This window comes from Methylorubrum podarium (assembly GCF_022179745.1).
GTDB classification, from domain to species: Bacteria; Pseudomonadota; Alphaproteobacteria; order Rhizobiales; family Beijerinckiaceae; genus Methylobacterium; species Methylobacterium podarium.
Map to the genome: position 1 here is coordinate 1 of NZ_BPRD01000036.1, position 11625 is coordinate 11625.

Below are 11625 nucleotides of genomic sequence, written 5' to 3' on the forward strand. Positions count from 1 at the left end.
CAGCGGCGCGCCGCTGACCAACGAAATGGTGGCGGGCAAGCTCGATCTCGGGGCGATGGCCGACTTCCCCGGCTCGCTCAACGGCTACGCCTTCGCCAAGGCCGGGCGCCGCTCGCTGTTCATCTCGGTTCTCTCCGGCAGCGTGCGCGGCAGCGGCAACGGCATCGTCGTGCCCAAGGAATCACCGGTGCAGTCGCTGGCCGAGCTCAAGGGCAAGACGATCTCGGTGCCGTTCGCGTCGACCTCGCACGGGCTGCTCCTGCGGGCGGTGAAGGCGCAGGGCTGGGAGCCGGGTCGCGACGTCACCATCATCACCCAGGCGCCGGAGGTGGCGGGTGCGGCGCTGCTGGCCAACAAGATCGACGCGCATGCCGACTTCGTGCCCTTCGCCGAGCTGTTTCCCTGGCGCGGCTTCGCCCGCAAGATCTACGACGGCGCGCAGGCCAACGCTCCGACTTTCCACGGCGCGCTGGCCGACGGTGACTATGCGGAGAAGTACCCCGAGATCGTCACCGCCTACCTGCGTGCCGCGATTGAGGCGGACCGGCTGATCGCCGCTGAGCCGGAGAAGTACGCTGAACTGATCGAACGTGTGACGGGGATCGAGGCGGAGGTCGCCTACCTGTTCCACGGCCCGCTGGGGCTGCAGACCCGAGACATCACCTGGAAGCCGGAGTATCGGCAGGCGGTGAAGACGTCCTTCGAGACGCTCAAATTCCTCAAGAAGGCTGATTCCGACATCGACCTCGACCGCTTCGTCGAGGATCGCTTCATCCGCGCGGCCTCGGCCCAGGCCGGTCTCGATTACGAGGCGCGGCTCAAGGATTACGCCCCACTGCCGCTCACGGCCAACGACGCCGACACCGGCCAGCCGATCACCGATCCGTCCCGCGTCGCACAGCTGTGGATCCGAGGCGAGGCGAAGGTCCGCCACTATTCCTCGCCCGAAGGGGCGCTTGCGACCCTCGCCAAGCTCGAAATTCAGGGGCGTGAAGCCCGCGCGTTCTACGCGCAGGACCGTGGGACCGGGATCAAGCTGTTCGCCAACCAAGCTTGGTACGTGCGCGATGCGCAGGGCGGCCTGAGTGCCTTCCTGCTCAAAGGCGACGCGCAGGCCTACGCCGCGGCGCAGGGCGGCGACGTGATCGACTTCCCCGCCGCACGGGCCGGCCAAGCCCGACTCTCCGCGCGATGAGCGGACCGATGGCCCCGACGCTGAGTGCCCCGGCGATCAAGTCACCCGCCTCGCTCCGCGGGCCGCGCGAGGCGACGGTCCGAACCGGGGTCCTGCGAGCCCTGCCGCGAAAGCTCCCGCTCGGGCGCCTAGCACTGCGCGGGCTCGCTCTGGCTCTGAGCCTGCTCGCGTGGCACGTCGCGGCGAGTAGCCGGCTCGACCTCGGCCTCGTCACCTTCCGCAACGTGCCGACCCCGGCGGCGGCGGCGCAGGCGGCCTGGGCGCTGCTCCACGCGCCCGCGCTGCCGACCCATCTCGGGGCGAGCCTGGCTCGGGTGCTGGCAGGATTCCTCGTCGCGCTCGGAGTCGGCGTCGCCCTCGGCCTCGCCATCGGCCGGTCCCGGCTCGCCCGCGACCTGCTGCAGCCGCCGCTCGAAGTTCTGCGCCCAATCCCGGCGGTCGCCTGGATCCCGCTCGCGATCCTGATGTTTCCGTCCTCCGAGGTCTCGATGGCGTTCATCACCTTCACGGGTGCGCTGTTCCCGATCCTCCTCAACACCGTGCACGGAGTCGAATCGGTGCATCCGCGGCTGGTGGCCGCCGCCCGCAGCCTCGGTGCGGGCAAGGCCGCGATCCTGCGGGAGGTGATCCTGCCGGGCGCAGCGCCCAGCATCGTCACCGGCGCGGCGATCGGCATGGGCACCGCGTGGTTCTGCCTCGTGACCGCCGAGATGATCTCCGGCCAGTACGGGATCGGCTACTTCACATGGGAATCCTACACGCTGCAGAATTACGACGACATCGTCGTCGGCATGCTGCTGATCGGCCTGCTCGGGATGGGATCGAGCCTCGTCGTGCGCTGGCTCGGCGCTCTGGCGACGCCTTGGGTCGGCGCGGGAGGCCAGCGATGAGCGGGGGGGCAGCTTCGGCCGGCCTCCACGCCGGCAACGAACATCGCGCCGACGGTCACGTCGCGATCCGGGACGCCGCAATCCGGCTCGGAACGAGAGAGGCCGCCTTCGACGTGGTGGAGAACATTGGCCTCGATATTCCGGGCCGCCAGTTCGTCTGTATCCTCGGTCCCTCCGGCTGCGGAAAGTCGACCCTGCTCGGGGCGGTGGCCGGGCACCTCGCCCTGTCGCGCGGCAGAGTCAGCCTCGACGGGCGGGCGATCGCGGGACCCCATCCCGATCGCGGCATCGTCTTCCAGCAGCACACGCTCTTCCCGTGGCTCAGCGTCCTCGACAACGTCGCCTTCGGCCTGAAGGTGAGGGGCGTGGGCCGTCGCGAGCGCCGCGCGCGTGCCCGCTCGCTCCTCGCGCAGGTCGGCTTGTCCGATTTCGCCGAGCGCTATTCCGCCGAGTTGTCCGGGGGCATGCAGCAGCGGGTGGAGATCGCCCGTGCCCTCATCAACCAGCCCCGCGTCCTGCTGATGGATGAGCCGTTCGGGGCTCTCGATGCTCAGACGCGGCTGACGATGCAGGAACTGCTTCTCGACATCTGGACGCAGCATCGGACGACGATCCTGTTCGTCACTCACGACATCGACGAGGCCCTGTTCCTCGCCGACCGGCTCATCGTCATGACACCGCGCCCGGGGCGCATCCTCGACGACATCACCCTCGATTTCGGCCGCCCCCGGGATCGCGGCCTGATCACCGATCCGCGCTTCACGGCGATCAAGCAGCGCTGCCTTGCGCTGCTCCAGAGCGCGCCCGGCGGGGTGCCGCTCGCGCGGCTCAGCCCGATCGGGGTGTGATACGGTTTCCGCCTGATCACCTCGGGCTTTGCCCACTTCCGTCATCGCGAGGCGGAGCCGAAGCGATCCAGCGCGCGCCCTCTCCGGAAAGGTCGCGCCCTGGATTGCTTTCGCTGAGCCTCGCGATGACGGCGGATGGCGAAACCGATTTGATCAACCAGAAATCCTATGACGCTGAACCACAAGAAGCTCTTCCACCTCTATCGAGAGGAGCGGCTGGCTTGGCCCGCGTCACGGCTTCGAGTGCAGTCAGCCAGCACTCGTAGTAGTCCCAGTCGAGGTCGTTGGGGGAATGGGATACCTCCCACGCCCTGATCTCCGCGATCAACGCCTGCCGGAAGTCCTCCCACTCAAAGTAGCCGTCCCGGGCAAGGGCCACGGCCAAACCGAACGCCTGCCGCTCCCAGGGCTGATGGAAGCAGAGGCTGCCGTTGGCGCGGGGCGGCGTATCGGGCTGCCCCATCATGCTCGCGACGGCGAAATGCTCGAAGCTCGTCTGCACGACGGACGCCCTCAGGCCGCCTGCGGCAGGGCGACGGCCACGCCCATCATCGCCTCCGGCGTGACCAGCTTCGCAAGGTCGTCCTCGCTCATGCCTTGCGTGCCGTCCGGCCGTTCGGGAACGACGAACCAGCGGATCTGGGCTGAGCTGTCCCAGGTGCGGATCTCCTTCGCCGGGTCGACCTCCAGCCCGAACTCCTTGAGCACCGCCCGCGGCTCCCGGGCCGCACGGGCACGGAAGGACGGGTCCTTGTACCAGTACGGCGGCAGTCCCAGCACCGGCCAGGGATAGCAGGAGCACAGCGTGCAGATGATGAGGTTGTGGACCTGAGGCGTGTTCGCGACCGCACGCATGTGCTCGCCTTCCGCGCCGGCCGCCCCCGTCGGCAGCCCGAGTTGCGCGACAGCCGCCATTGTGTCCGTCACGAGCAGCGCCTTGAAGGCGTCGTCGATCCAGGCCCTCGCCACGAGCTTGGCGCCGTTGAACGGTCCCATCTCGGTGGCGAAGGTTTGCATGACCTTGTCGACGGTCTGGTCGGTGATCACGCCCTTCTCGATCAGCAGGGCTTCGAGCGCCCGCACGCGCGCTGCGTTGCGCGCCTCGCGGTCCTGGGGATAGGCGAAGCGGTCGGTCATCGAGATCCCCTCACGCGGCGGCCCGGTCCACGACCGGGCGCAGGTAGGCGTCGAACAGGTCGGCGTAAATGGAGAAGCCGGGCTCGGCGTTGCCGGGCCAGAGGTGCTGAGGATCGAACTTCACGCAGTAGACCGGCATGGCCGGGCCGATGCCGTCCGGCCCGGTCGAGCACAGGTAGCTGAACGCGTCGTCGTAAACGGTCTCGACGACCCCGACCTTGTTGCGCAGGTAGCCCGGCAGGCGGGTATGCTCGACCGTCGGCGGATCGCCGACCAGCACGGTGTCGCCGACGGCGAAACGCGGCTTGTCCGCCCACTGATGCCAGGGCGAGTCGCCGTCCATCAGGTACGTGTGGATGCGGTCGTCGACATCTGGGGTGCCGCCCGAAGGCAGCGGCTTGGCCGGATCGGCGAGGTACTCGTCCGTGCGCGCGTCGATCTCGGCCTGGGTGATGTAGCCGTTGGCGACGAAATAGCCCGAGATGCCGCCCAGCCATTTCTCGTAGTAGCGATACTTGAAGTAGTCGAAGGGGTTCATGGCCTCGGCGCCCTTGCGCAGGTCGGCCCAGGTCCAGACCGTGCCGAAGGTGCTCGACGTCTGCGGCAGGTTGAGCTGGGGGCTGAGCGCCATCATGGCAGTGTGGATGCCGAAGATGCGCTCTTCCCAAGGCTCGACGAAGACGCGGAACTCGGGCTGGACGGGGTCGAGGCCTTCGAGGCCGCCGAGGGTGTGCTGGAGCTTCATGGGGCCTCCGTTCAGTGGGCCGGCGCGGCGGCGGGGGGTTCGATGAGGGCCTTCGCCAGCATCCGGTGCCCGGCCACAAGGGGCGGACGTGTGAGCCCTGCCTCGAGCACGCCAGGGCTGGTGCTGGCCAAAGCGAGGGGCGATGGCACGGCCGGTCCTCTCCCGTTTCGCGGGCTGCTCACGCCGCTTGCGCCGCCCGACACTGCGCCAAGCCGACCGCGATCTCCTGGGCATCGAGGCCGCGGCCGATGAACACGATTTCGCCGCGCCGTAGCTCGCCGGGGCGCCAGGGTTTGCCGGGCCGGCCGTCGAGGGTCATGTGCACGCCGTGGAAGACGTAGCGCCGCGCCTCGCCGACGAGGGCGACGATGCCCTTGATGCGCAGGATGTCGGCCCCCTTCGCCTGCACGAAGCGGTTCAGCCAGCGGAAGAACGCCGTCGGATCGAGGTCCCCCTCGGGGCGGAGCGAGACGCTCGCGATGGCGTCGTCGTGCTCGTGCTCCAGGTCCGACAGGAGTTCCGGCTCGATGGTCAGCGCGTTCTTCAGGTCGAAGGCACCGATGCCGAGCACCTCCGCGGCCGGGACCTCCCCGTCCCGCATGCGTCGGATGCGGGCGAGCGGGTTGATGCGACGAAGCTCGGTCTCGCAGGTCTCCAGGGCAGTCTCGTCCACGAGGTCCGTCTTGTTGAGGAGGAGGAGGTCAGCGAAGGCGATCTGCTCCCGCGCGACGTTCTCCCCGCCCGCGGCCTCGACCTTCTCGCCCATCGACAGCCAGAGCGGGTTGTGGCGGGCATCGACGACGGTCACGAGTGCGTCGAGTTCGGTTCGTGCCCTGAGATGTTCGTCGAGGATGAAGCTCTGAATGACGGGGGCCGGGTCGGCGAGGCCCGTGGTCTCGATCAGAATGCGTCGCACGGGCTGCGGCCGCGCAAGCAGGCGCCCGATCGTGGTGACGAGGTCGGCGCGGACCGTGCAGCAGATGCAGCCGTTGTTGAGCTCGATCACGTCCTCGTCGACGCCGACGACCAGTTGGCCATCGATGCCGACCTCGCCGAACTCGTTGACGATGACGGCAGTCCCCTCGGCCTCGCCCTGCGCCAGCAGTTGGTTGAGGAGGGTCGTCTTTCCCGATCCCAGGAAGCCGGTCAGCACCGTGACAGGAACCCTTGCCGCTGTCGCCAGCATGCGTCACCTCGATTGTGATCCGCTTCGGTGCCGCGAAGATTAGGTGGCCCGTCATCCAGGCGTACAGTCCGGCGTCACGACAGATCCCGCCAGATCGAACGCAATTTCGGACAGGCCGAGCGGGATGCGCGTCGATCGAGCATCCGATGCCGCCCGCGCTCGCATCCCTTTCCGCGCAAGGGCATGGACGGTCGGGTCGCCGGCCGATTGGACGCCTGTCGGGACGGGCTCGAGACACAAGCCCTCGGGCCTCACCGACCCATCACGGACCTTGGTCTACGGCCGAGCCGGCCACGACAGGCGCTTGGAAGCGTCGGCGGTAGTCGCCCGGGGCGGTCTGGAGATGCCGCAGGAAGGCGCGCCGCATCGTGTCGGTCGATCCGAAGCCGCAGCGATAGGCGATCTGCTGGATGGTCAGGTGCCCTGCTTCGAGGAGGCCGCGTGCAGCCTCCACCCGCGCCACCTCCACGAAGCGACCCGGGCTGGTACGGAGTTCGTCGTGAAACAGGCGGGTCAGGCTTCTCTCGCTGACGCCCGCGCGACGCGCGATTTGCGCGACCGAGAGGTCGGCCGACAGGTTGTCCAACACGAAATCGAGAACCTGTCCGAGATGCGCGTGCTCGGTCAGCTGTGCCTGCAGGTGCACGCTGAACTGGGACTGCCCACCCGGCCGGCGCAGGAACACGACCAGCGCGCGCGCCACGGCGAGCGAGACGGCGCTGCCGCAATCCTGCTCGATCAAGGCCAGGACAAGGTCGATTCCCGCCGTGACGCCGGCCGAACTGTAGATGTTGCCGTCCCGGACGAAGATGCGGTCCGGCTCGACGTGAGCCTTCGGGTACATCTCCGCGAGCTGCTTGGCGAACTGCCAGTGGGTGGTCGCTCGCCGTCCGTCGAGCAGTCCCGCGGCCGCGAGCACGAAGGCTCCGTTGCAGATGGAACCGATCCGACGGGTCCTCGGCGCGATGCCGGCGATCCATCGCAGGAGTTCCGGATCTCGGCTTCCCTCCTCGAAATCCGGGCTGCCGGCGACCAGCAGAGTGTCGAACGGCTCTCTCACCTCGCCGATGAGGCGGTCGGGCAGCATGCGTATTCCGGAAGCCGCGGTGATGGGTCCAGGCTCCGTTCCCAGGAGCGTCACTCGATACGCCACGCGTGCGCCGCGCACCTGACCGGCCTGCGCGAACGCGTCGGCAGGCCCGACGACGTCCAGCGCCTGGGATTTGCGGGGGGCCACGAGCCCGACCGTGACGGTCTTCTGGTCCATCGTCATCCCGCCAGGCTCCCCACCCGGTTGACCCGCTCGAATTAGCCCGCCTGCCGCGACGCGCCGAATGGTCTTGCCCGGCTGGGGGACCGTCGGGACGGTCAGCGTTGAGCAGGCCGGCGGTTTCGACCCGTGCAGGCGGCGTGCCGTGCGGTTTGTCGCACGTTCCGGGCGGCCGGCCCGCGACGATCAATCATGCTGGCCGCAGCCGCACCCCGGGGCATGCGCCCCGCCGGGCCAGCGGGAGGCCCGGATCACGCTGCAGAAGTTGCCCTTGCGGAAGCCCGGCTCCTTATCGGCGATGACGTCGGCCTTGACGTTGCCGAAGGTGGTGTCCGGCTTGTGCTTGATGCCGTCGTAGAAGGCCTGGATGATGTCCTCCTTGAAACCCGGCGTGCGGGGAAAGGACGAGACGACCGCGTCGCGCTCGGCATCGGAATACTGGTCGTAGGTCAGGCCCAATACATCCATCTCGACGCCGGCCGTGACCAGGGCGACCACCGGATGCATGTGGACCGGGATGCCGGGTGTGGTGTGAAGCGCGATGGCCGTCCAGACGGTGTAGACGTCCGCCTCCGGCACGCCGTGCGCGGTGAGGAAATCGCGGGCCGCGTTGGCGCCGTCCACCTCGAAGCGCTCCTGCGCGCTGCTGTGATCCGGCATCAGGCCGATATCGTGGAACATGGCGCCCGCGTAGAGCAACTCCCGGTCGAAGGTCAGGCCGCGATGGACGCCGGCGAGGGCGCCGAATTGGTAGACCCGGCTCGAATGATTGAAGAGCAGCTCCGTCTCGGTGTCGCGCACGAAATCGGTGATGGCACGGGCGAGCTTGCTGTCGGGGATGGCGGCTTCGGAACGGACGCTCATGGACGGATCTCCTTTGCCCTCGGCGTTGCCCTGAGCTATGGGAAGCCTGGCTTGGCATCAATCGCCGCAATAAGACGATTTCTGCCAACGTGCCTGCACCGTCGGACACGGATCCCCGATGACATCCCGGTCGGTCGCCCTTCTCGCCATGCCCGACGTTCAGCTCCTGGACGTGGCCGGACCGCTCGACGTCTTCGCGGAAGTGAATGCCCAGTGCGGACGGGAGGTCTACGGCCTCTCCGTCGTCGGCACGGCACCGGGACCGATCACGACCTCGTCGGGCCGACGGCTGCTGCCGGACCTCGTCGCCCCCGCGGATGCGGAGCCGGCCTTCGATACGCTCCTCGTCGCCGGAGCGCCCCGGATGCACGAGGCGGCGGTCGGCGCCGAGCTCCTCGCGTGGCTCCGGGAGGCTGCCGCGCGCTGCCGCCGCTACGGCTCGGTCTGCAGCGGGGCCTTCCTGCTCGGGCAAGCCGGCCTTCTGCGCGGCCGGCGCGTGACGACGCACTGGGCCGTGGCCGAGATGCTGACCGTGCGCTATCCCGAGGCGCAGGTTGAGGCGGATGCCATCTGCCTGTTCGACGGCCCGCTTCGGACCGCGGCCGGGGTCACGGCCGGGCTCGACCTCGCCCTGGCGCTCGTGGAGGAGGATCTGGGGGTCGAGATCGCGCGCCGAGTGGCGGCCCAACTCGTCATGTTCTTCAAGCGCGGCGGTGGCCAGATGCAGTTCAGCCGCCGGGGGGTCAGCGCGCCGGCCGGCCGCTCGGCGCTGCAGGAAACGCAACGCTGGGTCGCCGCGCATCCGGCCGAGGATCACGGCGTCGAGCGGCTGGCCGCTCGGACCGGCATGAGCCCCCGTCACTTCGCGCGCGTGTTCCGGGCCGAGACCGGCATGACGCCCGCAGCCTACGTCGAGACCGTGCGGATCGAGGCGGTGCGCCGCCTCCTGGAGACGGGCGAGGTCGCCCTGAAGCAGGTCGCGGGCGCTTGCGGGTTCCGGGATGCCGACACGCTTCGGCGGGCCTTCGTTCGGCGGGTCGGCCTCACGCCCGCCGAGTACCGGCGCCTGCACGCCCCCGGGTGACGCGTGACCGTGGCGGCCCTGAAGGGGCGCCGGGGCGATGCCTCTCCGGTCCCCACGGGCGGACACCGGAGGCCCGGCAGGCGGCACTTCGAAGGTCCGTCCGGTGGGGACGAATCCGTCATCGGGTCACCGCACGACGGCCGACATTCGGCGCCTGCCCGGCGCGGGCGTATCGCGCCGCTTCGGCAATCGTATGGCCGTTCTCGTTGCGGTCGGCGGTCATGCCCTTGATGCGCGGTCGTCGTGCAGCGGCAGCCCGCCCTGCCCCAGGTCCTCGATCTCAGTTCTTGTCGCGCATCCCTTTCGGATCTTGGTCCGGGTTGATGTAGTCGAGCCCGAAGGGGCCGGTGCCGGAAACCTGGATGACGGCACCCTCGCTCGTTGTCCAGAGCGAGTGAGGCATCTTGGCGGGAAGATAGAGGAAGGCACCCTTCTTGAAGAGCTTGCCGCGCTCTTTGTCGATGGTTTCCCCCATGTCATGCATTACGCTGCCCGACAGCAAAGTCACGCTTTCATCGGTGGCGTGTGTATGCGGGGCAATGACATAGTCGGGTGGGAACCTCAGCCTGAGCGTGAAAGGCCCCGGCTTGTCCGGGTCGCCCGCGATGATGCTGATCTCACTCCCCTTCGGCAAGGAAGGCGGCGCAGGCGTCCAGCTCACGGCATCTTCGCCGGCAACCATGACCATTTCGGCCGCCCGCGCTTCCGGTACAAGAACAAGAAGCGCGATGATTAAGCTCAAGCAGGGACGGAAGCGCATCACTTACTCTTTCGGCTGACCATGAACAGGCTCCGTCACTTAAAGCGCGGCTCGGTGCCCCCGGCTACGGCAGATTGCCCACATGTCCCTGGGCAAATCGCATGATCTGCCGGCAGCACTTCCGACAGGGCCGAGGGCTCGGGTACACTCGAATCTTCGGGAGGATGGGATGCCGGCACTCAGCGCAGAGCAGACATTGGGCCGTTTGGACCAGCGCAATCTCGACCTGAAGTGGGCACTTGTTGGCCGGATCGCTCTCATCTCGCTTCTTTGCGCGGTCGGTGCCGCCGCCTTCGTGATGCATGACGTTGCCGCCAAAACAAAACGATGGAATACCGAGACTGCCGAGGCGGTACAAAAGCAGCTTCGCGCGCAACTCCTGAGGATAGACAGGGCTACCGATCTCTCCGTGCGGTTTCCTGACTGGGAGATCGTAACCAGATACACACTCCATCCCGGCCAGTGCGTACGGTTTGCCGACGCGAATACCGATGAGAGACGATCAAGCTGCCTTGGCGCCGATGTGCATGGTCCAGCGACACCGGAGTGGTTCGCGAATATCTATCGGCTTGTTTTCTTCTCTGGATCGAATGTGAGTGTGCCGCTCGAACACAAGGGCGCCCTGAGGGGAACCGTCGAAGCGGATATCAACCCGGACGCCGTCGTCGGTTCGGCCTGGAGCGCATTGAAGCAGGTCTCTGGTGCGCTCGCCGTCTTGACGGCGATTCTTTGCATCCTCGTCTACGGCGCGATCTCACACGCGCTGCGCCCTGCGAATGAAATACTGACCGGCGTCAACCGTTTGTCGGGCGGCGACCTGTCCTATCGGCTGCCAAGCTTCCGCTTGCGTGAACTTCACCTCATCTCGACTGTCCTCAACGAATTATCCCAAAGCCTGCAGGTGGCAATGCTGGAGCGTTCCGAGCTAGCCCGGAAACTGATCGATGCCCAGGAACGCGAACGGCGCGCTCTCTCGCTTGAACTCCATGACGACGTCGCACAGCGATTGACGGCTCTCAGCCTTCTGGCGCGATCAGTCCAAGAAGACGCCAAATCCGCTTCTCCCGCGGTCGCGGCCGAGTGCGCGGAACTGGCTGCCATGGCATCGGTCGCGATGCGGGCGCTACGAAACACCCTCGCATGCCTCAGGCCTCCGGAAATCGACGATCTGGGCCTGCGCGTGGCCCTTCGGGCGTTGGTAGCCGAGCGAGCACAGGGAGCCGGAACTCAGGTCAACTTCGCGCTTCAGATCGACGATCGCCTCGACGAGTTGCCGTCCGAGGCAGCGGTACACGTCTACCGGATCGTTCAAGAAGGACTCACCAACGCAATCCGCCATTCGAATGCCCGAAATATCGAGATCATCCTGAAAGCCTCGCCCAGGGGAGCCGTCGCTGATGTCCAGATGACCATCGCAGACGACGGCCGCGGGGCGCCGGCTGATGTGCCGCAACGGCCGCCAGCCGGCATCGGATTGCTCGGCATGCGTGAACGCGTCTTCGCTCTCAATGGGCAGATCGCGATCGGAACAGCGCCGAGCCAGGGCTTTCGACTGCAAGTCAGCTTCCCGACCGCCCTTATCGCCAGGGAGACGACATGATCGGTCCGCAGATACGCGTCATGGTCGTGGACGACCATGCGGTCGT

The 11625-nt window shown here is 67.6% G+C and carries 12 protein-coding genes; 5 read left to right on the top strand and 7 right to left on the bottom strand.

Going from position 1 to position 11625, the window contains the following annotated elements; genetic code table 11:
• The 3 genes from MFF42_RS01715 to MFF42_RS01725 all read left to right on the top strand — a co-directional run.
• A partial coding sequence (locus MFF42_RS01715; protein WP_238254043.1) for an ABC transporter substrate-binding protein occupies positions 1-1195 on the top strand: 1195 nt, incomplete at its 5' end.
• A gap of 8 nt (positions 1196-1203) precedes the next feature.
• Entirely contained in the window at positions 1204-2085 is an 882-nt protein-coding gene (locus MFF42_RS01720) for an ABC transporter permease (RefSeq protein ID WP_238254045.1), read from the top strand.
• Complete coding sequence (locus MFF42_RS01725; protein ID WP_238254047.1) at positions 2082-2933, top strand: ABC transporter ATP-binding protein; 852 nt, start codon at positions 2082-2084, stop codon at positions 2931-2933. The genes MFF42_RS01720 and MFF42_RS01725 overlap by 4 nt, the downstream gene beginning before the upstream one ends.
• A gap of 166 nt (positions 2934-3099) precedes the next feature.
• Here MFF42_RS01725 and MFF42_RS01730 read toward each other — a convergent pair whose 3' ends face one another.
• From MFF42_RS01730 to MFF42_RS01755, 6 genes are all read right to left on the bottom strand, one after another.
• On the bottom strand, positions 3100-3435 hold the full coding sequence (locus tag MFF42_RS01730) for a nitrile hydratase accessory protein (RefSeq protein WP_238254049.1): 336 nt from the start codon (positions 3433-3435) through the stop codon (positions 3100-3102).
• An 11-nt stretch (positions 3436-3446) separates the two neighbouring features.
• Positions 3447-4070: a nitrile hydratase subunit alpha gene (gene nthA / locus MFF42_RS01735; RefSeq protein ID WP_238254051.1), complete on the bottom strand. Its 624-nt coding sequence runs from the start codon at positions 4068-4070 to the stop codon at positions 3447-3449.
• A gap of 10 nt (positions 4071-4080) precedes the next feature.
• Positions 4081-4815 carry a nitrile hydratase subunit beta gene (gene nthB / locus MFF42_RS01740; protein ID WP_238254053.1) on the bottom strand — a complete coding sequence of 245 codons (735 nt, stop codon included), beginning with the start codon at positions 4813-4815 and terminating at the stop codon, positions 4081-4083.
• Positions 4816-4993: 178 nt separating this feature from the next.
• Entirely contained in the window at positions 4994-6001 is a 1008-nt protein-coding gene (locus tag MFF42_RS01745) for a CobW family GTP-binding protein (RefSeq protein WP_238254060.1), read from the bottom strand.
• Between the two features lie 262 nt (positions 6002-6263).
• Positions 6264-7268, bottom strand: a complete 1005-nt coding sequence (locus MFF42_RS01750) for a GlxA family transcriptional regulator (RefSeq protein WP_238254061.1) — start codon at positions 7266-7268, stop codon at positions 6264-6266.
• A 189-nt stretch (positions 7269-7457) separates the two neighbouring features.
• Positions 7458-8135: an HD domain-containing protein gene (locus tag MFF42_RS01755; RefSeq protein WP_238254070.1), complete on the bottom strand. Its 678-nt coding sequence runs from the start codon at positions 8133-8135 to the stop codon at positions 7458-7460.
• Positions 8136-8253: 118 nt separating this feature from the next.
• Here MFF42_RS01755 and MFF42_RS01760 point away from each other — a divergent pair, with 118 nt between their 5' ends.
• Positions 8254-9219, top strand: coding sequence for a GlxA family transcriptional regulator (locus MFF42_RS01760; protein WP_238254072.1), 966 nt, complete (start codon positions 8254-8256; stop codon positions 9217-9219).
• Positions 9220-9499: 280 nt separating this feature from the next.
• Here MFF42_RS01760 and MFF42_RS01765 read toward each other — a convergent pair whose 3' ends face one another.
• Positions 9500-9979: a cupin domain-containing protein gene (locus tag MFF42_RS01765; protein WP_238254075.1), complete on the bottom strand. Its 480-nt coding sequence runs from the start codon at positions 9977-9979 to the stop codon at positions 9500-9502.
• Between the two features lie 169 nt (positions 9980-10148).
• Between MFF42_RS01765 and MFF42_RS01770 the strand changes: the two genes are divergently transcribed.
• Entirely contained in the window at positions 10149-11579 is a 1431-nt protein-coding gene (locus tag MFF42_RS01770) for a HAMP domain-containing sensor histidine kinase (RefSeq protein ID WP_238254076.1), read from the top strand.
• Positions 11580-11625 lie beyond the last annotated feature (46 nt).